Here is a 23,917-nt window from a genome sequence, read left to right on the forward strand (position 1 = left end):
TGGAAGAAGGCGAAAGCCCGCGTCCAGCGCATTCACTCGCGCATCGGCAATGCCCGCCGCGACTACCTGCACAAGTGCTCCACCACGATCAGCCAAAACCACGCGATGGTGTGTATCGAAGACTTGCAGGTACGCAATCCGTCGCCAACTGGACTACAAGCTGGCGTGGCGCGGCGGCTGGCTGATTGCCGTGCCTCCGCAGAATACCAGCCGCAGGTGCCCGTGTTGCGGCCATGTGTCGGCGGCCAACCGCCAGACGCAAGCGCTGTTCAGGTGCGTGGGATGTGGTTTTGAAGGCAACGCCGATGTGGTCGGGGCGATCAATGTACTAAGGGCGGGACACGCCCGGTTAGCCTGTGAAGTGAGCGCAGAGGTCATGGCGCCAGCAGCAGGAACCCACCGAAGCGACTCGGGGGCGGCTCGGTGCCGCGCCTGAGCGCCGTAGGAATCTCCGGCCTTCAGGCCGGGGAGGATGTCAATGTTGGCCTTAAACAGCCTGCCACTGTACCTGTTGCCAGGTCTGCGCATTGAGCTATTGTCCGGAGCCTGAGCCTATGGAGAGGCATTGATGCTGGACGCGACCAATCTGTACCTGTTCCTGATCGCGGCGATGCTGCTGCTGATCGTTCCCGGCCCGAACATGCTGTTTGTCACCAGTCACGCCATGGCGCATGGCTGGCGGGGCGGCTTTGCCGCGGCACTGGGGATTTCTGTGGCGGATCTGCTGATGACTGCGCTGGTCAGTGCCGGCGTCGGGGCTTTGGTGATGAGCTGGCAGCCCGCGTTTGATGTGCTGCGCCTGTTGGGCGCCGGGTATCTGTTATGGATTGCCTGGCAGACCTTGCGCGCCGCGTCTGCTGATGATCAGGCTCCGGCAAGGCTGGCCTCACTGCGCAAGGTCTTCATCCGCGGCGCACTCAACTGCCTGCTCAATCCCAAGGCGCTGCTGTTTTTCATGGTCTTTCTGCCGCAGTTCGTCAACGTTGCCAACGGACAGGTTGGCCTGCAATTGCTGATGCTTGGCACCTTGCTGGCGCTGATTGCACTGATCTTCAATACCGTATTGGGAATCTGCGCTGCGCGGCTGGGCGCCAGCCTTGGCGGAAGCCGGATGGCCCGACGCTGGGGGGATTATGGGTTTGCCGGGGTGATGACGGCCCTGGCGGTGCGCTTGCTGTTTCTTGAGCGTTCGGGCTGAAGGCCCTGGCAAAGGTCACTCATGGGCCGTCAGGCTGTTCATAGCGCCTTTGAATCCGCGCCAGTTCGCCCGACGCACGCAGTTGCTCAAGGGCGCTGGACCAGGCGGCCACCTGTTGGTCTTCGCTGTCGAGGCTGAAGGCAATGTAGAGCGTTGAGCGATACAACTCGACGGGAATCCGCCGCAGCATGCCGGGGGCGATCTGCAACTGGCGGCTGTAGTGCGCCACCCCGGCGTCGGTGTCGCCGACGATGATTGCGGTGCGCCCGGCCAGCAGCATGCGGTACAACTGCAGGTTTTCGGTGGCGCTTCTGTCGAGGTTGGTGAAGCCCTGTGCTTGCAGCGTGTCTGGCAGCAGGCCGGCGTGCCGGGTAGTGATTTGCGCGGCCCGCATCAGTTGTTCAAGGGTCTCGAGGGGCGCAGCATCGGCTCGTTGCCAGGCATGGATGGACTCTTCGACGATAGGGCCGACCCACTTGTACAACGGCTCGCGCGCAGCGGTGCGAAACATCGAATACATGATGGTCTTTGAGCGGGTCTGCAAGGTCAGGCTGGCGCGCATGGACGGCAGCAGTGTCACCTCGAAGTCGTCACCGGTCAGGTTCATGATGGCACGCACGATCTCGGTGGTCATGCCGGTGAGCCGGTCGCCCTCCAGGTAGTTGTACGGCGCCCACTCTTCGGTCACGACCTGATACGGCCCGGCCTTGGCGAAGGTGCCGAGCGACAGGCAGAACAGTACGGCAATGAGTGTCGATTTTTTCACGTGTTCTGCCTGGCCAAGGGAATGCTGTCAAAGGCGTGTATCGTTTGAAGCAGCAGGCTAAGAATAGCCCGTCGTAGTGTTCTGTTATCGCTATTGCGGCGGGTGGATCAATGCAACGCTCACGTGCAGGAGGTTTTCAGGCAGGCATGGCTGCCATGAGGGAACTTGAGCGAGCTGTGTGAGTCAGTGCGCTGAACCTTGGCCAGGACAATGCCTGGCTGGACCCTGCGCTTTCTTCTCAAGGAAGATAACCCATGATTGCTGTTCTGAAAAAAACAGCGCTGCTGGCGATGGTGGCAGGCGCTGCCATTGTGCTGAGCGCGTGTAATCACAGGGGGGGCTCACAGCCTGACCCACAGACTCGCGAGGCAATGATTGAACAAACGATCAATGCCGCGGTGGTCGATGGCATGAAGCCACTCACCGGCCCTGCAATGCAGTCGGCGCGGGAGGCCGCGTTGGAGGCTGCGATCACCGAACGCAAAGAGACAATGGGCATTGCTCTGAGTCCTCAGTACTGGAGCGAGTACCGGCGCAACATGGATCTGGCGCTGACCGAAGTCGAAGCGGGCAAAGACCGTGTATTGCAGTCGACCATCGATTGGTATCGCGATAGCCTGCAAAAAAGGGACCCCGCGCTTCTCAAGTACGGCGTGCCAGGCAATGAACATGCTGATTACCGTGCCATCAGGGCGAGTAACCTGATCTTCGCTGATAAATACAAGCGTGAGTTTCAGGTTGCGCTGCTTGAGTATGGCCGTATTCATCAGGCACGCATGGCCGATCTTGATCGGCGTTACGGGGTATGCGCGCGCTACCCGAAGTGCTGGAAGGATGATCCGCCCAGTGCAGCCAACCCGGCAGGGGACTTCTGAAGGCCTGCCGTCTTCACTCTTGAAAGGAACTCCTGCATGCAGGCCGCTCGTGACGCTCTGGAAAATAACCAAACCAGCCTCTATTTCATTGCCGTGTTGCTGGCTGGTGCTTCAGCGTTTGCGTTGCCGGCGACTGCTGAGCTAGAGGCGCTGATCAATCCCGCGCTGGCGTTCATGCTGTTCGTCACTTTTTTGCAGGTGCCGGTCGCTGAACTGGGCCAGGCCTTTACCCGGCTGAGGTTTCTCGGTGCGTTATTGACCGCCAATTTCATTGTGGTGCCGCTGCTGGTGTTCGCCTTGCTGCCATTGATGCCCGCCGATCCGCTGATCCGGCTGGGTGTGCTGCTGGTGCTGCTGGCGCCTTGTATCGACTATGTGGTGACGTTCACCCATCTGGGGCGTGGTGATGCCCGCTTGCTGCTGGCGGCGACCCCGGCGCTGTTGTTGGCCCAGATGCTGGCCTTACCCCTGTACCTCAATGCCTTTCTCGGTGAAGCGGCAGCGGCGGTGGTGCAGGTCGGGCCGTTTGCCCATGCGTTTGCCTGGCTGATTGCGGCGCCGCTGTTGCTGGCCGCTGCGGTGCAGTTGCTGGCTGGCAAAAGCCCGCCAGTTGCGCGCATCAATAGCGTGTTGGGCCTGTGCCCGGTGCCGGCCACTGCGCTGGTGCTGTTTATCGTGGTGGCGGCCGTGGGCCCGCGTATCGAGACTGCGCTGCCAGCCACGCTGGCGGTGATTCCGGTGTACCTGGCGTTTGCCGTGGCGGCGCCGTTGCTAGGATGGTGGGTCGCCCGCTGCTGGCGCCTGGAGTCAGCGGCGGGCAGGGCGGTGGCGTTCAGCAGTGCGACGCGCAATTCGCTGGTGGTGCTGCCGCTGGGCCTGGCGGTGCCAGGTGCACTTGCGGTACTGCCAGCGGTGATTATCACCCAGACCCTGGTCGAGTTGCTGAGTGAGCTGGTGTATGTGCGCGTGTTGCCAAGACTTGGTGCAACCAGCGCGGGCACGCTGGCTGATCAGTAACACCCGGCTGGGTGGCACCGCAGCCGTGGTTCAGGTGCCGGTCTTGAGGAACTTCACACACAACCCCGGGCGCATGCGCAGGTGTTGCACTGGCTCGACGCTCTCTACGCCGTTCTGGCTCTTGATGACCTGTACGCCGCAGTACTCCTGGTCGACCGTCTGATTGAACAGGAAGCTTTGTTTGGGCTGGGTCCAGCTTCCGGCTCGCAGGGTATAGATCGCGCCCGGTTCAGGAATGAACGAGAAGGGCACCTGGCAAACCTTGTCGCCACTGCTCAGTGCATAGGCCAGAACCAATTCTTTGCCGACGTGTACTGGGGTGTCGAAGAAACCATTGGCGCCAGGGGCAGGCGTGTAGCCAGCATAGCAACGGTCTTCGCCAATGCTGATCAGCCGCAGATTAGTGCCTGGCGTGTATTGCAGGCGCACCGTGGCTGAAGGTTCTTCGGGCTTGGGAAAGACATACTGTTTGCCCATCATCAGCGAGCTGCAGCCACTCATGCCGAGCACGGCCCCCAGCCACAGGCAGGTGCCGAAGGTCTTGAAATTTGAACGCATCATCCGCTCCCTGGCAGGTCTGGCGGCGCAGCAGGCGCGCCACCGATATCGAGAAAACATCCCGTTGGGCGCCCCCTCTGACCGCCGATTAAAGGATGAGTTCTGCTGCTTGCCAGGTCGGTGCGTTTTCACACGGTGCCGGGTGTTTACACCATCTCCAGCGGCATCTTCCTCTGCGGCGCGGGCCAGGCGCGGTCAAGGTCGGCCAGGTCCTGTTCGCTCAGACGGATGTCCAGCGCCGCGACGTTTTGACGGATATGCTCGGGATTCACCGCCTTGGGAATCGCGATCATATTGTCCTGGCGCAATACCCAGGCCAGGCTGACCTGCGCGGGGGTGGCGTTGTGGCGACGGGCAACGGCTTGCAGGGCCGGGTGCCAGAGCAGGTCGCCGCCCTGGCCGATCGGGCAGTACGCCATCAGCGGCAGATGACGGTCGGCGGCCCATGGCAGCAGGTCGAATTCGATCCCGCGCTGTGACGGGTTGTACAGCACCTGATTGCTCGCGCAGCGCGAGTCGTCCAGCTCCAGCAAGTCTGAGACGTCGAAATTGGACACGCCCCAGGCGCCAATCTTGCCTTGCTCGCGCAGGCGCTCGAAGGCTTGCACGGTTTCGGCCAGTGGATACTGGCCGCGCCAGTGCAGTAAATACAGGTCGATATGTTCGGTGCCCAGTCGGCGCAGGCTGGCTTCGCAAGCCTTGGCCGTGCCCTGCTTACTGGCGTTGAACGGGTAGACCTTGCTGACGATGAACAGCTTGTCGCGTTGCCCGCGAATGGCGTGTGCAACGACCTCTTCAGCGCCGCCATCGGCGTACATTTCGGCGGTGTCGATCAGGGTCATGCCCTGATCGATGCCTTGGCACAGCGCCGCAATTTCGTCCGAGCGCTGATGACTTTTCTCGCCCATGTGCCAGGTTCCCTGGCCCAGCGTCGGCACGGTCTGGCCCGCCAGTTTCAGAGTACGCATATCAAGGGCTCCTGTTGGTCTGGATAACAGGCTTGGATAGGCAATTGCCCGCCGGGTTCAACCCCGGCAGGCCGGTCCTTGCAGCGCCAAATCGTGTCAGGCGAGGCGAAGGACGCAGGAAATGGCCACTCCCTTTTCAAGTCCCCTAGACCTTGAATGGCCGCAGCCAGTCATTCAACTGCTGGCTCAGGCGTGCGAGGTTGAGGCTGGCGGCGCTGGACTGCTCGGCCGCCAGGGTGGTGTTCTGCGACAGTTGCGCGGTCTGGGTGACATTCTGGTTGATGTCATCCACCACATGGGACTGCTGCAGGGTGGCGCTGGCGATCGAGGCGTTCAGGCCATTGAGGTTGCGCAATGCCTGGCTGATCGAGTTCAGGCTCTGGCCGGCCAGGTTGGCCTGGTCGATGGTCAGTTGCGAGGCGCGGCTGCTGTCGCCGATCACTTTCACGGCGGCGGCGGAATGGCCTTGCAGGCTTTCGATCATGGTCTGGATCTGCGCCGTGGACTTCTGCGTGCGCTGCGCCAGCAGCCGCACTTCATCGGCCACCACGGCAAAACCGCGGCCCTGCTCACCGGCCCGCGCCGCTTCGATGGCGGCATTGAGCGCCAGCAGGTTGGTCTGCTCGGCAATACCGCTGATGACTTCCAGCACGCCGCCGATCTGGGTGGTTTCGCTGGACAGGGTGCGAATCACTTCGACTGCCTGTTCGATGGTGCCAGACAACTGCTGGATCTGCCGCAGGCTGCCGTCGATGTTCACCAGACCCTGTTGCGCCTCGGATTCGGCATTGCGCATTTCGCTGGCGGCGTGTTCGGCGTTACGCGCCACGTCCTGCACGCCATAGGTCACTTCGTTGATTGCGGTGGCGACCAGCTCCATCTGTTGTGATTGTTGCTGGCTGCGCTCCTGGGCCTGCTCGGCGCTGCCGCCCATTTCCCGCGAGGCTTCGCCCAGCGCGACGGCCGATTGCTGCAACTGGCTGATCACATGGCGCAACTGGGCGGTGAAGGTGTTGAAGTGCTGGCTGAGCAGGGTGATTTCGTCGTTGCCGTCGGTTTCCAGGGTACGGGTAAGGTCGCTTTCGCCGCTCGCCACGTTGGCCATGGCCTGCACCGCCTTGCGCAATGGCAATACGATGCTGCGCACGATGACGATCACCAGCAGCGCCATGATCAGGCTGATGCCCAGGCACACCAGCGCCGCCTTGATCACCTGGCCGCGGAACTCGGCGGCCACATCATCGACATACACCCCGGAGCCAAGTACCCAGCCCCATGGCTCGAACAGTTGCACGTAGGAGGTCTTGAGCACCGGCTCGCTGGCACCGGGTTTGGGCCAGCGATAGTCGACGACCCCTGCGCCCTGGCGCTTGGCTATGGCGACCATTTCATTGAACAGCGCCAGCCCGTCCGGGTCCTTGATGGCCGACAGGTCCTGGCCTTCGAGCTTGGTGTTCATCGGGTGCATGACCATGAACGGGCGCAGGTCGTTGATCCAGAAGTAGTCGTTCTGGTCGTAGCGCAGCCCGCGCACGGCTGACAGCGCCTGCTGTTGGGCGGCTTCGCGAGTCAGGGTGCCGGCAGTTTCCAGACCGTTGTAATACTTGAGGATGCCGCTGACGGTCTGCACCACATGCATGGTTTTCAGGGTTTTGGCCTGGTAGAGATCGTCACGGGTCTGCTTGAGCAAGGCTGCAGCAAGCACGAAAAGCATCAGGATGCAGACGACGAGAATCAGCCACAAGCGCCGGCTGATAGAGAGATTACGCATGCTCATGGCATTGGTCGCCTTATGTTGTTGTTATTGGGGGGAGGGGCTGGCAGCAAGGCACTCTGTTATCAAGGCTGTCGGCGTATGCTGACCAAAGTTTAGAATTCGGTCACGTTAATTTTTATGTCATGTTGCTACTACTTTAGTCGTGTCCGTTTTGCCGGATTAAATCTGTAAGTTTTTGTTTCTAATGGTTTTTCGTTAAGGCTATTGATGCTGATCTGCGCTCATGCAAGGGCTGACGGATCATCGTTTGAGCCTTGCCTGCCCAGCCTCCAATCTGCCTGGCACAACAGATCCACTGCCAGATGCATCACGGAGGTCACTGCATGAGTCCCACCACTTCACTGCTCATCCTGGGCGCTGCCATCGTGACGATCGTCGTCATGATCGGTCGTTTTCGCATCCACCCGTTTCTGGCGTTGCTGACCGCCAGCCTCATGGTCGGCGTCGGGGCTGGCATGGCGCCGCTGGCGGTATTGGCCGCCATCGAAAAAGGCGTCGGCGGCACCCTGGGTTTTCTGGCCGCAATCATTGGCCTGGGCAGCATTCTCGGCAAGCTGCTGGAGGTGTCTGGCGGCGCCCGACGCATCGCCGAAGCCCTGCTGTCATCGCTGGGCAGCCAGCGCGCAGCCTGGGTCATGATGCTGGTCGGGTTCATTGTCGGCATTCCGGTGTTTTTCGAAGTCGGTTTTGTCTTGCTGATCCCGCTTATCTATGTGGTTGCCCGGCAGACCGGTTTGAGCCTGGTCTACTTGGGGGTGCCGCTGGCCGTGTCGCTGATGGTGGTGCATGCCATCCTGCCGCCGCACCCGGCGGCCACCGCAGTGACCAGCCTGCTCGGCGCCGACATTGGCAAGGTGATCATCTATGGCGTACTGGTGGGGCTGCCGACCGCGGTCATCGCCGGTCCCTTGTGGGCCCGATTGTTCTGCCCGCGCCTGGCGCCGCCCGGCCAGCAGGCTTTTCTTGCCGGGCACAACGAGCAACAGCCTCTTGAGGTTCGTGCGCCGGGTGTCGTTCTGACCCTGTTCACCGTGTTGCTGCCGCTGCTGTTGATGGTCGGCAAGACGCTGGCGATCACCGTGCTGGAGCAAGGCAGCGTGGCGTATGAATGGGTCGCTTTTCTCGGCAGCCCGCTGATCGCGCTGCTGATCGCGGTGTCCTTCGCCTACTGGTCGTTCGGTCTGCGTCAGGGCCAGGGGATGGCACAACTGCTTGAGCTGACCGGACGTTGCCTCGCGCCACTGGCTGGCATCGTGCTGATCATCGGTGCTGGCGGGGCGTTCAACGAGGTGCTGATTGGCAGTGGTATGGACAAGGCAATGGCCGCAGTGCTGCAGCAGTCATCCTTGAACCCGATCATCCTGGCCTGGCTGATCGCGGGGCTGCTGCATTTTGCCGTCGGGTCGGTCACTGTGGCGATGATCAGTGCTGCCGGCATCGTCTTGCCGGTCATGGCCCAGTACCCGCAATACAGCCCGGAAATCATGGTCATTGCGATCGGCGCCGGTGCGATTGGCTGGACCCACGTCACCGACTCGGCGTTCTGGGTGGTGAAAGAGTATCTGGGGTTGTCGCTGTCGGAGGCCATCAAGAAATTTACCGGCGCGACGGTTGTGGCGTCGTTCACTGCATTGCTGGCCACGCTGCTGCTGGCCCGGTTTGTCTGATCTATCTGGAGATAACCCATGATTCACAACAAGACCCTGCCCGCCTGGTACCAGTCTCACCCGGTGCTGGAGACGATGGTCGCACTGCGCGAAACCCAGTGGTTCAACCCGGCTGTCGTGCCGACGGCCCAAGCCTTGGGCGATGTAGGGCTGACCGCGCAGGATGTGGCTGCCGCCAGTGCCCGGCTGCGCCGCTTCGGGCCTTACCTGGCCAGTGTTTTCCCCGAGACGGCCGAGGCTGGCGGGATCATCGAATCTGGCGTGGTGCCGGTCGAGTCGTTGCGTCGACACCTGTTGAGTGAGGCCGGTCTGGACGACAGCGGCAGGTTATGGCTCAAGACCGACAACCAGTTACCGGTGTCCGGATCGATCAAGGCCCGCGGCGGTATTCATGAAGTGCTCAAGCACGCCGAAGACCTCGCACTGCAGGCCGGTCTGATCGTTGCGGGCGATGACTATCGCAAACTGGACAGCGACGCGGCCAGGGCATTTTTCGGCCAGTACCGCATCGCGGTAGGCTCGACCGGCAATCTGGGGCTGTCGATCGGCATCATCAGTGCCACGCTGGGCTTCCAGGCTTGCGTGCATATGTCTGCCGATGCCCGGCAATGGAAGAAAGACCGGCTGCGCGCGCATGGTGTGCAGGTGCTGGAGTACGAGTCTGACTACAGTGTTGCGGTTACCGAGGGGCGGCGTCAGGCCGAGGCGGACCCGATGTGCTACTTCGTCGATGATGAAAACTCGCCACATCTGTTTCTCGGTTATGCCGTGGCCGCTGAACGCCTGGCCGGGCAGTTGAGCGAAGCGGGCATCGTCGTCGACGAGCAGCATCCGTTGTTCGTTTATCTGCCTTGCGGCGTGGGCGGTGGTCCCGGCGGCGTGGCGTTTGGCTTGAAGCTGGTATTCGGTGACGCTGTGCATTGCGTGTTTGCTGAACCCACTCATTCCCCGTGCATGTTGCTGGGGGTGTACACCGGCTTGCACGATGCGGTGAGCGTTCAGGATTTCGGCATCGACAACCTCACCGCCGCCGACGGGCTGGCGGTGGGGCGTGCGTCGGGGTTTGTCGGCAAGGCCATGCAGCGGCTGATCGACGGCTACTACACGGTGGACGATGCGCAACTCTATCGGCTGCTGCGCTGGGTTTTCGAGCACGAAGGCATACGTCTTGAGCCGTCGGCACTGGCTGGCGCGCCGGGGATGCTCAGGGTATTGCAGGACCAACCGTACCGGCAGCGTATCGGACTTGATCCAGAAACAGCCGCCAGGGCAACGCACCTGATCTGGGCCACCGGCGGCAGCATGGTACCGGCTGACGAATTCAGTGACTATTTGCGCAAGGCTCAGCCAGCGCCGACCCTCCTATAATCGCGGCCCGCAGTTTCGCGAAGGGGGTGAGTATGCCGTACTGGGGACACCGGGCAGGAGAGCGGCTGACCGGCCGCAACCTGACCAACTTGCATACGTTTCTGGTGGTGGCCCGGCACATGAGCTTTGCCCGGGCCGCCGATGAACTGTGTCTTACGGCCAGTGCGGTCAGCCACCGGATTGCCCGGCTCGAAGGCAGCCTGCATGTAAAACTGTTCTGGCGCCTGCCCCGGGAAATCAGCCTGACCGATGATGGCGAGCGGATCTTCCTGATTATGCAGGACGCCATGGACAGCTTGTCTGAAGTGTTCCAGCAGCAGGCCGACGCGCCGGTGGCCGGCCCGCTGACCCTGTATGTCAGGCCTTCGATTGCGCGTTGCTGGCTGGTCCCGCAGTTGGGCCGGTTCGCCGCACAGTATCCGCAGGTGCAACTGGACATCCGGGTCGGTAACGAACGAATCGACTACCGTACACGCAAGATCGATCTGGCGCTGTGCTATGCCAGCGACGGTTTTCCCGGTCTGGTCAGCACGTTGCTGATGAGCGAACGCATCGCCCCGGTGTGCAGCCCGGAGTATGCAAGGCGGCTAGCGCTGCTCCACACCCCGTCTCGCTTGCATGCCTGCACCTTGCTGCATGACGTCGAAGCCTGGGAAAACGCCGCGTTCGATGCCGAGTGGCGACTCTGGGCCAAGGCGGCGGGTGCGCTGGATTATCTGCCGGAACATTCGATCACCTTTGACCGGTCAGACCTGTGCGTGACCAGTGCGCTGGGCCATGGCGGCATCGCGATTGGCCGCGAACGTCTGGTGCGTAGTCATATCAAGCGCGGTGAACTGGTCTTGCCCTTCGGTGACTTCGTCGATTGTGGCAACCATGGCTACTATCTGGTCCATCCTGCTCACTCAAACATGCCCAAGCGCCTGCAGGTGCTGATCGACTGGCTGCGGGCACTGGCCGGGGAGGCAACACAGCCCTGAAACCGGCAGCGCAGAGCGCTTGAAAGAAGTATTTCAGAGCATTTCCGATAAAAGGTTCGGGCAGATGTGAAAAAATTGTGATTTCATACGAACGGTTCTCAAAAGCGCTTATTACTCTTTGTCTTTTGAGAAGCGTCCGTATTGCCAGGAAGGCCTCAATCACTCTTGCCCAGGTACCCCGTTTCATGGCCCTTTGTTTTCCTTCCCGCCCGACCCTGCTCGCACTCTGCTGCTGCGCAAGCTTCACCACTCACGCTGCTGATCAGGTCGTCGAGCTGGGCGCTACTGATGTCAATGCCACGGCCGTTAAAGCCAATACCAGCACCCAGCCCGAGGCGTATGCCGGCGGTCAGGTCGCGCGCGGCGGGCAGATGGGCATTCTGGGCAATCAGGACAACATGAATGTGCCGTTCATCATGACCAGCTACACCTCCAGGCTGATCGAAGACCAGCAGGCTGAAGACGTTGGCGACGTGCTGCTCAACGACCCGTCGGTGCGTCAGTCGTTCGGTTTCGGCAACCAGTCTCAGGTGTTCGTGATTCGTGGCATGCCTCTGAGCGGTGACGACATTTCCTACAACGGTCTATACGGCGTGCTGCCACGCCAGATTCTCTCGATCGATGCGCTGGAGCGGGTCGAGGTGTTCAAAGGGCCGAACGCCTTTATCAACGGCGTGACCCCCACCGGCAGCGGCTTGGGCGGCGGTGTCAACCTGCAGCCCAAGCGCGCCGGCGACACCCCGACTCGTCGCTACACCCAAGACATCAGCACTGATGGCCGGATTGGCGAACACCTGGATCTGGGCCAGCGTTTCGGCGCAGACAACCGCTTTGGCGCGCGCGTCAACCTGAGCCAGCGCGAGGGCGAAACCGCCATCGACGATCAGGACCAGCGCAGCAAGCTGTTTGTGGCCGGCCTGGACTACCGTGGCGACAATTTCAGGGTATCCAGCGATTTCGGTTACCAGAAAGAGGGCATCAACCACCTGCGCAACACCGTGCAGATCGGCAATGCCACTCGTGTACCCCGCGCGCCGAGTGCCAGCCACAACTATGGCCAGGACTGGACCTACAGCGAGACCGAAGACACCTTCGGCATGCTGCGCGGCGAGTGGGACCTGAGCGACAACTGGACCGCCTACCTGGCCGGTGGCGTCAAGCACACCCGTGAAACCGGGATCTACGGCACCCCGACCCTGGTAGGCAACAACGGCGCGGCAACCGTCGGCGGTTCGGAAATTCCGCACAACGAAGACAACACCACCTTCAGTGCCGGCCTCAACGGCCGCCTGCAGACCGGTCCGGTCAGCCATCAGATTGCTGTTGGTGCGTCGACCATCTGGACCCAGCAGGAAAACGCCTACGTCTTTTACCGCTCGACACCGGGCAACACCAATATCTACAGCGGCGGGCGCCTGCCGATGCCGACGGTGGTTTCCAGCACCGGTGGTGAAATGGGTGATCCGGGCGTGACCGGCAAGACCCGCAACCGCAGCCTGGCGATTTCCGACACCCTGGGGCTGTTCGATGACAAGCTGCTGGTGACCTATGGTTTGCGCCGTCAGCAACTGCGTGTCGAAAACTACCTGTATGACGGCACAAGTTCCAACGGGGTTATCAACCCGGCCAACAACGGCAGCCGCAGTTCGCTCTATGACGAGTCCATTACCACTCCGGTCTATGGCATCGTCTACAAACCGGTTGAAAGCGTTTCGTTGTACGCCAACCGCATTGAAGGTCTGGCCCGTGGCCCCATCGCTTCAGGGACCAACATCACCAACCTGGGCCAGGCCTTCCCGCCGGGCCGCACCAAGCAACTGGAAGCCGGTGTGAAGCTTGACCTGCAGAGCTTTGGCGCAAACCTGGCGGTGTTCCGCATCGAGAAGCCCAGCGACGGTTACGTTGACAGCAACCAGCAGCTTTATATTCGCGACGGCGAGCAGGTCAACAAAGGTATCGAGCTGAGCGTGTTCGGCGAGCCGGTCGAAGGCCTGCGCCTGATGGCCGGCGGCACCCGTATGAGGTCGCAGCTGGAAAACACCGCAGGCGGCACCAATGACGGCAACCACGCCATTGGCGTGCCGACCTTCCAGCTCAATGCCAGCGTCGATTGGGACGTGCCGGGTATCGAAGGTCTGGCCCTCAACGCCCGCGCCCTGCGCACCGGCGGCCAGTACGCCAACGCCAGCAACACCCTGAGCCTGCCGACCTGGAATCGTTTCGACGCCGGCGCCCGCTACAGCTTCAAGGCCTGGAAAGACCTGACCCTGCGTGTGAATGTGGAAAACATCACCGACAAAAACTACTGGGCCTCGGCCAACGGCGGCTACCTGACCCAGGGTGAGCCGCGTCTGGTGAAGTTCTCGGGGACGATTGATTTCTAAACGTTCAGGTGGGCAGCAGTCACCATGGACTACTGCTTGAACGCCCCACTGAACGAAGTATCGATAATGCCCTTGGTATCGAACGCCTTGGGCAGCGCACCGGTCTGCACCAGAAAATCGGCGGTGCCTTGATAATCCCTGGCTGCCTGTTCGTCCACCGGGCCGACGGTCATGTTGGCCTGGCCGATCCAGTGGCGTGACACGGCCGGGTCGAGGTTGGCCTTTTTTGCCCACTGGTCAGCGTAGGTCTGCTTGTTGGCTTCGACCCAGGCGCGGGCTTTGTGCAGGCGGCCGAGGAAGTCGGCAATGGCTTCACGCTTGGGCTCGATGCTGTCGGCATTGGCCGCGATGCTCGACAGGCCGGGCATCAGGTCACGGGCAGTGATGATCGGCCTGGCGCCTGAGAACACTACCTGCTGTGAGATATAGGGCTCCCAGACCGGGAAGGCGTCGATGCTGCCCCGTGGAAAGGCGGCTGCCGCGTCAATCGGCATCAGTTTGACAAACTCCACGTAGTCATGGGGCAGGCCGGCTTTATCGAGGGCGCGAAGGGTCAGTTGCTGACTCCAGGCACCCGGCCAGTAGGCGACCTTCTTGCCCTTGAGGTCTTCAATGGTCTTGATCGGCGAGTCCTTGCCCACCAGTAGGGCGATGGTGTCCGGGTTCTGCCGGGACACACCGATCAGCTTGACCGGTGCGCCTTTGGCGGCCAGAAACAAAAAGCCCGAGTCGCCCAGAAAACCCAGGTCCAGGGCACCCACCTCCAGGCCTTCGGCCACCGGCGCGGCGGACTGGAAGTGTTTCCATTCCACCTTGTAAGGTGCGCCTTCCAGTACCCCGGAGGCTTCCACAGAGGCGCGCACGTTGTAGTAGTTCTGATCGCCAATGCGCAGCACCGTGGTGTCGGCGGCATGGGCGAGCGGGGTGATGATCGCCAGCGCCGCAAGGCTGCGGCGCAGTACACGAGGCAGTTTCATAGGTCAGGTTTCCTTAGCCGACCTTGCGCGGTTGCAAGGTGGCAATATGTTCACGGATCGCCGGGATCAGGCCCCGACCGTAGAGTTCGGCATCGTCCAGCGGATCGAAACCGCGAATCAGAAAGGTGCTCGCCCCATGCTCCCAGTAGCGGCCCAGCGACGCGGCGACCTGTTCAGGCGTGCCGACCAGCGCGGTGGAGTTCCACTGCGCACCGGTCAGCCGCGCCACGCCGGTCCACAGGCGTTCGTCCAGCACTTCGCCGCGTTGAGCTGCGGCCAGCAGACGCTGTGAACCGGTATTGCCCGGTGCATGGCCGTTTACGGGCAGACCAAAGCGTTCGCGGTTATCGCGGATGCGTTCGAGAATCTCGGCGGCGCGTTTCCACGCGGCCTCTTCAGTGTCGGCGACGATGGGCCGGAACGACACCGAGATCCGCGGCTGGCGGCCACTGGCCCGAGTGGCCCGGCGCAGGTGCTGCACGTGTTCGGCAAAATCGGCCAATGGCTCGCCCCACAGCATGTAAGTGTCGGCGTGCCGGGCGGCCACTTGCAGCGCGGCCGGGGACGAGCCGCTGAAGTAGATCGGGATGTGCGGCTTCTGCCTGGGCCGCACGTTGGGCAACGCGCCCTTGAAGTGATAGAACTCACCCTGATGGTCCACCGGACCTTGCGCAGTCCAGATCGCCTTGAGCGCTTGCAGGTATTCGTCGGTGCGCGCATAGCGTTGATCGTGATTCAGCCAATCGCCATCGCGCTGCTGGTCGACGTCGCTGCCGCCGCTGATCACATTAAGTGACAGGCGGCCGTTGCTGAACTGGTCAAGGGTCGCCAGTTGCCGGGCGGCCAGTGGCGGGGCGATCACGCCGGGACGATAGGCCAGCAGGATACCCAGACGCTCCGTGGCCGCCGCAATGAACGAGCTGACCACTGCGCCTTCGGCACCGTTGGAGAAATAGCCCACCAACGCCTTGTCGAAGCCGGCTTGTTCATGAGCCTGGGCGAAGCGACGCACGAAGTCGGCGTCTACTGCGTCGCCCAGCGGCTGGTCCACCTCGGCACTGGGGGTGGCGGTGATCATGCCGATGATTTCCACGCTCATGAAAACTCCTTCGCTGTTTGCCAGGATATGGTCGTCTGTTATAAGCAAGGCGATGCAGCCTGCCTGATGCTTATAAGAATATTGGCGAGTCTGTGCGAAGGGAAATTCGTTTTTGATATAAGCTAATATTTTAAAAATGCATCAAAACCAATATTTAAGATGCAATAAGTAAATTTTAAGCGGGGTCATCATGCGTGGCCGTCATGCATGAGCAGGCCTACTTGTCCCGGTATAGCGTACAGGCACGCACTGGTAGGTAAAATTCTCAGCAGGAACAAAGACTTATAAATTTAGATATCAAAATAGTGGCACTGGGCGAAAGATCATTGCCTCTTGAACTTTATCTCTGCTGGTATGCAGCTATTCTCCAGCCTGACCCCGCTTCAATCTCACCTGGAATCAAGGTCGCTCTCAATAGCCGGTATTTTAGGAGTCTGCGATGCGCCTGCACTCGATTCGTGTTCAGATGATTTTGCCCATAGCGCTGCTGGCCCTGATTATGGTGGGCTTGCTGCTGTTCATGTTTCTCATGACCCAGGTGCAGCAGGATGCAATGCGCCGTCAGGCGGAGACCTATTTCGAGTCGGTGGCGGTGGTGCTCAACGCTGATCGGGATATCTATCAGGCACTGATCGCGCAAGAGCGGCTGATGGCTGGCGAGGGCAAGGTCGCCGACAACCAGCGCGAATTCACTGAAAACGCCCAGCAGGTGTTTGATCGGTTCCAGAAGTTTCGCGGTTTCATGGCCGATGAACCTCAGGTGCTGGCCCCCTTCGTCAATTTCGACTCGTTGTATCGTGAGTGGCTGGACGCCAGCACCTCATTGAATGCCTCGGCCGAAGCGGGACGCTCGCTGGCCAACACCTTGCAACAGCAGGACAGCCAGTTTCAGATCATCCGCGATATGCTTGACCAGGCCGGCGAGCGCTTGCGTGAGCACACCAGCCAGCGCAAGGCCGAAGCGGATGGCAGTGCTGACTTGCAGCAGTATGTCGAAGCGCTCTCGGAAGTTCTCAATGCCGACCGTGATGTCTATCAGGCGCGGCTGGCGCTGCAAAAAATGGCCGCAGGCTCCGGCGATGTAGCGGAAAATCGCGCGTTTTTCGAAGAGAATGTCGAGCAGGCGCTGCAGCGTTTCCATAACTACCGCAGTTACCTGATCCGCGAGCCTGAGCTGGTCGCGCCGTCAGCGCAATTCGATCTGCTTTTCAATCAATGGGTGCAAGCCAGCCGGGCGATGTTCGACTCGCCGCCAGCGCGCACCCAGGCCAGCGTGCCGCAGGCCAGAATCATTGCCGATCAGCGCTTTGCCGCCATTCGAGAGGTGCTGAACAAGGCCGGTGAGTCCGTGACCGCCCACGCCCGCCAGCAGAAAGAGGCGGTTCGCAAGCAGGTTGCCAGCTATGAGCACATTGCGATTGTGGTCATTGCCCTGGCCTTCGGCGTGGCCTTGTTGATCGGCTATTACATGCCGTTGATGCTGACCCGCAAGGTCGAGCATGTGACGCGGCGGATCCGGGAAATCGCTGAAGGCGATGGCGACCTGACCCAGCGCATCAATTCGGGCTCGCGTGACGAACTCGGTGATCTGGCCAGGGAGTTCGACGGCTTTGTCGAGCACTTGCGCGCAATCATCCGCGCCATCCAGAGCCAGTCAGTCACGCTGGGTGGCATGACCGGCGAGCTCAATACCGTTTCCGACCAGGCCGGGCGGATCAGTGAAGGGCTGGTGAGCGCGTCCGACTCGATGGTCAGCGCCGGCAACCAGATGAACGTCTCCAACCAGCAGATGGCCGATCTGGCCAAGGGCACCGCCGATGAGGCCAGCCACTCCAGCCAGTTGACCCATCAGGGCGGCACGGCGGTGAGTCTTTCCAATAGCGCCATCGAACGCCTGGTGGTCGATATCGAACTGGCTCTGGAGCGCTCAGTGGATCTGGAGCAGAGCTCGGCGGCCATCACCTCGGTGCTGGAAGTGATCCGTACCATCGCCGAGCAGACCAACCTGCTGGCGCTCAATGCCGCCATCGAGGCGGCCCGGGCCGGCGAGCAGGGCCGCGGCTTTGCCGTGGTGGCCGATGAAGTGCGGACCCTGGCGACCCGTACCCAGGACAGCACCCGTGAGATCGAGACCATGATCGAGCGGCTGCGCCAAAGTGTCAGCGAGTCGAGCACGGCGATTCGCAACAGCCGCAGCAACGCGCGTAACACGGTGGAGCATATCAATCAGGTCAGCACGATTTTCAGCTCCCTCAACACCTCGTTCGACCGGGTTCAGGAGATGGCGGCGCAGACTGCGCTGGCCACCGATGAGCAGGCCAAGGTTTCCCATCACATCAGCGAGAACCTGACCTCACTCAGAGAACAGACTGACGGTGTGCGCGGCATGTCCAATCAGGTGCATAGCCAGTCCAGGCAGATTTCCGCGCTTTACCAGGAACTCAGCCGCCAGGTAGACAGCTTCAAGGTCTGAGCCGCATTGATTACACCTGGTCGCGCCGGTGCACCTGCTGCCCGGCCGACCAGGTTTCGCGCACCACCCGGTCATCGCCCAGGGTCATGAGCACAAACAGAATCTCTTCAATAGTGCGCGTCTGTTGCAAACGCTGGCTGAGCAACGGCGTGGCGTGATAATCGAGGACCACGAAGTCAGCTTCATTGCCAGGCTTGAGGCTACCGATCCGGTCGTCCAGGCGCAGCGCGCGGGCGCCGCCCAGGGTGGCGAGGTACAGCGACTTGAACGGGTGCAGCTTTGCACCTTGCAACTGCATTACCTTGTAGGCCTCGTTGAGGGTCTGCAGGATCGAAAAGCTGGTGCCTGCGCCAACATCGGTACCCAGCCCCACCCGAACCCGATGCCGTTCGGCCATCGGCAGGTTGAACAGGCCGCTGCCCAGAAACAGGTTCGAGGTCGGGCAAAAGGCGATGGCCGACCCGGTTTGCGCCAGCCGTGCGCACTCGGCATCACACAGGTGTACCCCATGGGCAAACACCGAGCGCTCGCCGAGCAACTGATAATGGTCATAAACATCCAGGTAGCCGCTGCGCTGTGGGTACAGCGCCTTGACCCAGTCGATTTCCTGAAGGTTTTCACTGAGGTGGGTTTGCAGGTACAGACCGGGGTATTCCTGCAGCAGGCGTCCGGCCATGGCCAGTTGTTCAGGGGAACTGGTCGGCGCGAAGCGTGGCGTCACCGCATAACTGAGGCGGCCCTTGCCGTGCCAGCGCTCGATCAGCGTCTTGCTGTCGGCGTAGGCTGACGCCACCGTGTCTGTCAGATCGTCGGGGGCATTGCGGTCCATCATCACCTTACCGGCGATCATCCGCAGGTTATGCTGCTCGGCGGCCCGGAAAAACGCCTCGACCGACTCACGGTGCACGCTGCCGAACACCATGGCAGTCGTAGTGCCATTACGCAGCAGCTCATCAATGAATGACTGCGCAGCCGTGGCGGCATGGTGCGGGTCGGCAAATTGCCGCTCGCACGGGAAGGTGTAGGTGTTCAGCCAGTCCAGCAGTTGTTCGCCATAGGCGCCGATCATTGCGGCCTGGGGCAAATGAATATGGGTGTCGATAAAACCAGGCGTGATCAGTGCATCGCGGTGCTCGATCACGCTGACCTCGCTGCCCAGCGTCGGCAGCAGGTCGCCAGCCTCGCCCATGGCGCTGATATGCCCGTCCTCGACCAGCAGCAGGCCGTCGGCGAAATACTGGTAACTGGCCTCAATACCGACCTGGGCAGGATCCTCGATGCTGTGCAGCAAAGCCCCGCGGTGAGCGGTGCGATGGGCTGAAGCAGGACTCATGAATACCTCTTGCAAGACCGGTTGATAAATACAGGTTACAGGACGCCGGTTCGACGTGTTTGCAGCGCTGGAGTTTCCGGATGTTTTGCTCATCCATGTTTGTGCGCTTGAGATACACTGCGCCGCCATGTGTAGCGCGGAATCTGAAGGAATTACATGATGTTCAAGGCGCCGGACAGTCTGGCAGAGCAAATTGCCCAACATTTGGCCGAGCGGATCATCCGTGGCGAGCTTAAACCCGGCGAGCGTATCCAGGAGCAGAAAGTCACCCAGGCGCTGAATGTCAGCCGCGGCTCGGTACGTGAAGCACTGCTGGTGCTGCAGCGCCGGCACCTGGTGGTGATCCTGCCGCGCCGTGGCGCCCAGGTCACGGCGCTCAACGCCCACCATGTGACCAGCCTGTGCAAGCTGATGAGCGAGCTGTACATCCTGCTGGCCATCGCGGTGTCCGAGCGCTGGCAAACGGAAAGTGACCTGCATGGGTTTCTGGCCATCCAGCAGCGCCTGACCGCCAGTTTCGAGCGTCAGGACGTCCAGGCCTTTGTCGATGACAGCTTCAGCATCATGCGCGCGGCGTTTCCGTTCGCCGACAACCCGTACCTGCAAGAAACCATCGAGAACCTGCAGCCGTCGATGAGCCGCAACTATTACCTGGCCCTGGAGCAGCGCAAGGCCGAAATGGGCGATTTCCTGGTGCTGTTCGCGCAATTGCTGCAGGCGGTGATTGATCGCGAGCCGGCGCGCATCCGCAGCGTGCTCGCCGAATACGGCCAGCGCAATTGCCAGCTGGTGCTGGCTGCTTTGACGGCAGCCTGACCCCATGCGCCTCAAATGCATCAAGCTGGCGGGGTTCAAATCCTTCGTCGACCCGACCACGGTGAACTTCCCCAGCAACATGGCGGCGGTGGTCGGCCCCAACGGTTGCGGCAAATCCAACATCATCGACGCGGTACGCTGGGTGATGGGCGAGAGTTCAGCGAAAAACCTGCGCGGCGAGTCGATGACCGACGTCATCTTCAATGGCTCGACCAGCCGCAAGCCGGTCAGCCAGGCCAGTATCGAGCTGGTGTTCGATAACTCGGCCGGCACCCTGGTCGGTGAATACGCCGCTTACGCGGAAATCTCGATTCGCCGCAAGGTGACCCGCGAAAGCCAGAACACTTATTACCTCAACGGCGTCAAATGCCGCCGCAAGGACATCACCGACATCTTCCTGGGCACCGGTCTGGGGCCGCGCAGTTACTCGATCATCGAACAAGGCATGATCTCCAAGCTGATCGAAGCCAAGCCTGAAGAACTGCGTAACTTTATCGAAGAAGCCGCCGGCATTTCCAAGTACAAGGAGCGCCGCCGCGAGACCGAAAGCCGTATTCGCCGCACCCAGGAAAACCTGGAGCGCCTGACCGACCTGCGCGAAGAACTCGAACGCCAGATCGAGCGTCTGCACCGTCAGGCCCAGGCGGCCGAAAAGTACCAGCAGTACAAGGCCGAGGAGCGTCAGCTCAAGGCGCAACTGTCGGCCCTGCGCTGGCAGGCACTCAACGATCAGGTTCGCCAGCGCGAGTCGGTGATCGGCGACCAGGAAGTGGCTTTCGAGGCTCTGGTGGCTGAGCAGCGTAACGCTGACGCCGGGATCGAGCGGCTGCGTGACGGCCATCACGAGCTGTCAGAGCGTTTCAATCTGGTGCAGGGCCGCTTCTATTCGGTGGGCGGCGACATTGCCCGGGTCGAGCAAAGCATTCAGCACGGCCAGCAACGCCTGCGCCAGTTGCAGGACGACCTGCGCGAGGCCGAACGGGCGCGGCAAGAGACTGAATCGCACCTGGGCCATGACACCACCTTGCTGGCGACCCTGAACGAAGAGCTGGAAATGCTCGAACCCGAACAGGAAATGACCGCCGCCGCTGCCGAAGAGTCGGCCGTGGCGCTGGAAGACGCCGAAGCCGCCATGCATGGCTGGCAAGAGCAATGGGACCAGTTCAACCAGCAGTCCGCCGAGCCACAGCGCCACGCCCAGGTGCAGCAGGCGCGCATTCAGCAACTGGAGCAGGCCCTGGAACGGCTGGCCGAGCGCCAGCGCCGGCTGGCAGAAGAGTTGCAATTGCTCGCAGCCGACCCTGAAGACGCGGCGATCCAGGCGCTGGACGAAGAGTTGGCGACCCGCCAATTGACCCTTGAAGACCTGCACATGAGCGAGGAGCAGGTCGTCGAGCAACTGGAAAGCGTGCGTGCAACGCTGCAACGCAGCAGCCACGACCAGCAGCAGGCGCAAGGCGAACTGCAGCGGCTGCACGGTCGCCTGGCTTCGCTGGAGGCCCTGCAACAGGCTGCGCTGGACCCCGATAGCGGTACTGCCGAGTGGCTGCGTGATCAGCAGTTGAGCCAGCGGCCACGATTGGCTGAAGGGCTGAGCGTCGAATCAGGCTGGGAGCTGGCGGTCGAAACCGTGCTGGGCGCCGATTTGCAGGCGGTGCTGGTCGATGATTTCGCTGGGCTGGATCTGGCCGCTTTCAGCCAGGGCGACCTGCGGCTGGTCAGCCCGGCCGGTGACGCGGCGCGGCTGCCGGGTAGCCTGCTGGATAAAGTCAGCAGCGATACTGACCTGTCGGCCTGGCTGGGCCAGGTGATGCCAGTGCAGGATCTTGACGAAGCGCTGGCCAAACGTAGCGCCCTGAGCAGCGGGCAAAGCCTGATCAGCCGTGATGGCTATTGGGTAGGCCGGGACTTTCTCCGGGTTCGACGGGTCAGCGAGGCGCAGAGCGGGGTGTTGGCCCGTGGTCAGGAAATCCAGCAGTTGCAGGTCGAGCGTGACGAGCGTGAAGCGGCGCTGGCTGAGCTTGACGAGCGTCTGCAGGGGTTGCGCGAGCAGCAGACTCAGCAGGAACAGCAGCGGGAGGAGCTGCGCCGCAAGCTGCAGGACGAAAATCGCCAGCAGGGCGAGCTCAAGGCACGCCTGTCGGCAGCCAAAGCCAAGGCCGAGCAACTGACCCTGCGCCGCGTGCGGCTTGAAGAGGAACTGGCCGAACTGGCCGAGCAACGCAGCCTGGAGCATGAAAACCTCGGTGAGTCGCGCCTGCAATTGCAGGAAGCGCTCGACAGCATGGCGCTGGACACCGAGCAGCGTGAGGTGCTGCAAGAGCGCCGCGACAGCTTGCGCGAGCGGCTCGACCGGGTGCGCCAGGAGGCGCGCCAGCACAAGGACCGTAGCCATCAGTTGGCGGTACGCCTCGGTTCGCTCAAGGCCCAGCACAACTCCACCCATCAGGCCCTGGAGCGGCTGCGCATGCAGTCCGAGCGCCTCAGCGAACGCCGCGAGCAACTGAGCCTGAACCTGGAGGAGGGCGCGGCGCCGCTGGAAGAGTTACGCATGAAGCTCGAAGAGCTGCTGGAGCGGCGCATGGTCGTCGATGACGAAATGCGCACCGCCAAAAATGCTCTGGAAGATGCCGACCGCGAATTGCGCGAGGTCGAGAAGCGCCGCAGCCAGGCCGAGCAACAGGCACAGCTGTTGCGCGGGCAACTGGAGCAGCAGCGCATGGACTGGCAGTCGCTGACCGTACGGCGCACCGCCTTGCGGGATCAACTGCACGAGGACGGTTACGATCTCGATGGGGTGCTGGCCACCCTGTCGGCCGATGCCGACGAGCGTCAGGCCGAGCAAGAGCTGGAAAACATCGCCGCACGCATCCAGCGCCTGGGGGCGATCAACCTGGCGGCCATTGATGAATACCAGCAGCAGTCCGAGCGTAAACGTTACCTGGATGCCCAGGACGCCGATCTGGTCGAAGCTCTGGACACGCTGGAGAACGTGATCCGCAAGATCGACAAGGAAACCCGCAACCGTTTCAAGGACACCTTCGATCAGATCAACAGCGGCGTGCAGACGCTTTTTCCAAAAGTTTTCGGTGGCGGCTCGGCTTATTTGGAACTGACGGGCGAAGATTTACTCGATACAGGGGTGACAATCATGGCGCGCCCCCCAGGCAAGAAGAACAGCACCATTCATTTGTTGTCCGGTGGCGAGAAAGCCCTGACTGCTTTGTCTCTGGTGTTTTCGATATTCCAGCTCAATCCGGCGCCGTTCTGCATGCTCGACGAAGTCGATGCGCCGCTGGACGACGCCAACGTGGGCCGCTATGCACGTCTCGTGAAAGAAATGTCACAAACCGTGCAATTCATCTACATCACCCACAACAAGATTGCCATGGAAATGGCTGATCAATTGATGGGGGTCACCATGCACGAACCCGGATGTTCGCGCTTGGTGGCGGTGGATGTCGAGGAAGCCATGGCCATGGTGGACGCCTGATTGCGGGCCGCCATGGCGGCAAATATGGCTTTTTGATAGGACGGTTGTGCGCCAGATAACGGTTCAGGACACAACAGGTGATACAGACGGTGTTAAGTTACCGAAGGTCGTGCTAGTTTAATGACCACTTTTTTATTTCGGCGTGGGCAAAATGCCAGTTAGAACATA

17 protein-coding genes and 1 pseudogene are annotated in these 23,917 nt (G+C 61.4%); 11 read left to right on the forward strand and 7 right to left on the reverse strand.

Going from position 1 to position 23,917, the window contains the following annotated elements; all coding sequences use genetic code 11:
- Together NJC38_RS00005 and NJC38_RS00010 are read left to right on the forward strand one after the other, a co-directional pair.
- Positions 1 to 436, forward strand: a pseudogene (locus NJC38_RS00005) (transposase); the annotation flags it as partial.
- Between the two features lie 132 nt (positions 437 to 568).
- The gene (locus NJC38_RS00010; protein WP_253110045.1) at positions 569 to 1,198 is read left to right on the forward strand and encodes a LysE family translocator; all 630 of its coding nucleotides are present in this window, start codon (positions 569 to 571) and stop codon (positions 1,196 to 1,198) included.
- Positions 1,199 to 1,217: 19 nt separating this feature from the next.
- On the opposite strand, the gene NJC38_RS00015 is transcribed toward NJC38_RS00010, so the two are convergent.
- Entirely contained in the window at positions 1,218 to 1,964 is a 747-nt protein-coding gene (locus NJC38_RS00015) for a transporter substrate-binding domain-containing protein (protein WP_253110046.1), read from the reverse strand.
- A 254-nt stretch (positions 1,965 to 2,218) separates the two neighbouring features.
- On the opposite strand from NJC38_RS00015, the gene NJC38_RS00020 reads away from it, so the two are divergent.
- On the forward strand, positions 2,219 to 2,839 hold the full coding sequence (locus NJC38_RS00020; RefSeq protein ID WP_253110048.1) for a hypothetical protein: 621 nt from the start codon (positions 2,219 to 2,221) through the stop codon (positions 2,837 to 2,839).
- A 36-nt stretch (positions 2,840 to 2,875) separates the two neighbouring features.
- Entirely contained in the window at positions 2,876 to 3,856 is a 981-nt protein-coding gene (locus NJC38_RS00025) for an arsenic resistance protein (protein ID WP_253110051.1), read from the forward strand.
- A 30-nt stretch (positions 3,857 to 3,886) separates the two neighbouring features.
- Here NJC38_RS00025 and NJC38_RS00030 read toward each other — a convergent pair whose 3' ends face one another.
- The 3 genes from NJC38_RS00030 to NJC38_RS00040 form a co-directional block, all read right to left on the reverse strand.
- Positions 3,887 to 4,414, reverse strand: a complete 528-nt coding sequence (locus NJC38_RS00030) for a hypothetical protein (RefSeq protein ID WP_253110053.1) — start codon at positions 4,412 to 4,414, stop codon at positions 3,887 to 3,889.
- 146 nt (positions 4,415 to 4,560) lie between these two features.
- A complete protein-coding gene (locus NJC38_RS00035) occupies positions 4,561 to 5,382 on the reverse strand; it encodes an aldo/keto reductase (RefSeq protein WP_253110055.1) in 822 nt (273 codons plus the stop codon).
- Between the two features lie 145 nt (positions 5,383 to 5,527).
- Positions 5,528 to 7,159: a methyl-accepting chemotaxis protein gene (locus NJC38_RS00040; RefSeq protein ID WP_253110057.1), complete on the reverse strand. Its 1,632-nt coding sequence runs from the start codon at positions 7,157 to 7,159 to the stop codon at positions 5,528 to 5,530.
- Between the two features lie 323 nt (positions 7,160 to 7,482).
- Here NJC38_RS00040 and NJC38_RS00045 point away from each other — a divergent pair, with 323 nt between their 5' ends.
- From NJC38_RS00045 to NJC38_RS00060, 4 genes are all read left to right on the forward strand, one after another.
- A complete protein-coding gene (locus NJC38_RS00045; protein ID WP_253110059.1) occupies positions 7,483 to 8,826 on the forward strand; it encodes a gluconate:H+ symporter in 1,344 nt (447 codons plus the stop codon).
- Between the two features lie 18 nt (positions 8,827 to 8,844).
- Complete coding sequence (locus NJC38_RS00050; protein ID WP_290447094.1) at positions 8,845 to 10,194, forward strand: D-serine ammonia-lyase; 1,350 nt, start codon at positions 8,845 to 8,847, stop codon at positions 10,192 to 10,194.
- 32 nt (positions 10,195 to 10,226) lie between these two features.
- Positions 10,227 to 11,174, forward strand: a complete 948-nt coding sequence (gene dsdC, locus NJC38_RS00055; RefSeq protein WP_253110061.1) for a DNA-binding transcriptional regulator DsdC — start codon at positions 10,227 to 10,229, stop codon at positions 11,172 to 11,174.
- Positions 11,175 to 11,359: 185 nt separating this feature from the next.
- Positions 11,360 to 13,558 (forward strand): TonB-dependent siderophore receptor, encoded by a 2,199-nt coding sequence (locus NJC38_RS00060; RefSeq protein WP_253110063.1) that lies wholly within the window; start codon positions 11,360 to 11,362, stop codon positions 13,556 to 13,558.
- Positions 13,559 to 13,587: 29 nt separating this feature from the next.
- On the opposite strand, the gene NJC38_RS00065 is transcribed toward NJC38_RS00060, so the two are convergent.
- Complete coding sequence (locus tag NJC38_RS00065; protein WP_045489811.1) at positions 13,588 to 14,535, reverse strand: ABC transporter substrate-binding protein; 948 nt, start codon at positions 14,533 to 14,535, stop codon at positions 13,588 to 13,590.
- A gap of 13 nt (positions 14,536 to 14,548) precedes the next feature.
- Positions 14,549 to 15,613, reverse strand: coding sequence for an LLM class flavin-dependent oxidoreductase (locus NJC38_RS00070; protein WP_253111342.1), 1,065 nt, complete (start codon positions 15,611 to 15,613; stop codon positions 14,549 to 14,551).
- A gap of 460 nt (positions 15,614 to 16,073) precedes the next feature.
- On the opposite strand from NJC38_RS00070, the gene NJC38_RS00075 reads away from it, so the two are divergent.
- On the forward strand, positions 16,074 to 18,107 hold the full coding sequence (locus NJC38_RS00075; protein ID WP_253110065.1) for a methyl-accepting chemotaxis protein: 2,034 nt from the start codon (positions 16,074 to 16,076) through the stop codon (positions 18,105 to 18,107).
- Between the two features lie 10 nt (positions 18,108 to 18,117).
- On the opposite strand, the gene guaD is transcribed toward NJC38_RS00075, so the two are convergent.
- Positions 18,118 to 19,440 (reverse strand): guanine deaminase, encoded by a 1,323-nt coding sequence (gene guaD, locus NJC38_RS00080; protein WP_253110067.1) that lies wholly within the window; start codon positions 19,438 to 19,440, stop codon positions 18,118 to 18,120.
- A 156-nt stretch (positions 19,441 to 19,596) separates the two neighbouring features.
- Between guaD and NJC38_RS00085 the strand changes: the two genes are divergently transcribed.
- On the forward strand, positions 19,597 to 20,256 hold the full coding sequence (locus NJC38_RS00085; protein ID WP_045489817.1) for a GntR family transcriptional regulator: 660 nt from the start codon (positions 19,597 to 19,599) through the stop codon (positions 20,254 to 20,256).
- Between the two features lie 4 nt (positions 20,257 to 20,260).
- The gene (gene smc, locus NJC38_RS00090; protein ID WP_253110069.1) at positions 20,261 to 23,749 is read left to right on the forward strand and encodes a chromosome segregation protein SMC; all 3,489 of its coding nucleotides are present in this window, start codon (positions 20,261 to 20,263) and stop codon (positions 23,747 to 23,749) included.
- The last annotated feature ends 168 nt before the right edge of the window (positions 23,750 to 23,917 follow it).

Source organism: Pseudomonas sp. 21LCFQ010, assembly GCF_024129905.1.
Lineage (GTDB): Bacteria > Pseudomonadota > Gammaproteobacteria > Pseudomonadales > Pseudomonadaceae > Aquipseudomonas.

Coding starts and splice junctions, on each gene's coding strand:
- NJC38_RS00010 (WP_253110045.1), top strand. CDS start 569: ATGCTGGACGCGACCAATCTGTACCTGTTCCTGATCGCGGCGATGCTG.
- NJC38_RS00020 (WP_253110048.1), top strand. CDS start 2,219: ATGATTGCTGTTCTGAAAAAAACAGCGCTGCTGGCGATGGTGGCAGGC.
- NJC38_RS00025 (WP_253110051.1), top strand. CDS start 2,876: ATGCAGGCCGCTCGTGACGCTCTGGAAAATAACCAAACCAGCCTCTAT.
- NJC38_RS00030 (WP_253110053.1), bottom strand. CDS start 4,414: ATGCGTTCAAATTTCAAGACCTTCGGCACCTGCCTGTGGCTGGGGGCC.
- NJC38_RS00035 (WP_253110055.1), bottom strand. CDS start 5,382: ATGCGTACTCTGAAACTGGCGGGCCAGACCGTGCCGACGCTGGGCCAG.
- NJC38_RS00040 (WP_253110057.1), bottom strand. CDS start 7,159: ATGAGCATGCGTAATCTCTCTATCAGCCGGCGCTTGTGGCTGATTCTC.
- NJC38_RS00045 (WP_253110059.1), top strand. CDS start 7,483: ATGAGTCCCACCACTTCACTGCTCATCCTGGGCGCTGCCATCGTGACG.
- NJC38_RS00050 (WP_290447094.1), top strand. CDS start 8,845: ATGATTCACAACAAGACCCTGCCCGCCTGGTACCAGTCTCACCCGGTG.
- dsdC (WP_253110061.1), top strand. CDS start 10,227: ATGCCGTACTGGGGACACCGGGCAGGAGAGCGGCTGACCGGCCGCAAC.
- NJC38_RS00060 (WP_253110063.1), top strand. CDS start 11,360: ATGGCCCTTTGTTTTCCTTCCCGCCCGACCCTGCTCGCACTCTGCTGC.
- NJC38_RS00065 (WP_045489811.1), bottom strand. CDS start 14,535: ATGAAACTGCCTCGTGTACTGCGCCGCAGCCTTGCGGCGCTGGCGATC.
- NJC38_RS00070 (WP_253111342.1), bottom strand. CDS start 15,613: ATGATCACCGCCACCCCCAGTGCCGAGGTGGACCAGCCGCTGGGCGAC.
- NJC38_RS00075 (WP_253110065.1), top strand. CDS start 16,074: ATGCGCCTGCACTCGATTCGTGTTCAGATGATTTTGCCCATAGCGCTG.
- guaD (WP_253110067.1), bottom strand. CDS start 19,440: ATGAGTCCTGCTTCAGCCCATCGCACCGCTCACCGCGGGGCTTTGCTG.
- NJC38_RS00085 (WP_045489817.1), top strand. CDS start 19,597: ATGATGTTCAAGGCGCCGGACAGTCTGGCAGAGCAAATTGCCCAACAT.
- smc (WP_253110069.1), top strand. CDS start 20,261: ATGCGCCTCAAATGCATCAAGCTGGCGGGGTTCAAATCCTTCGTCGAC.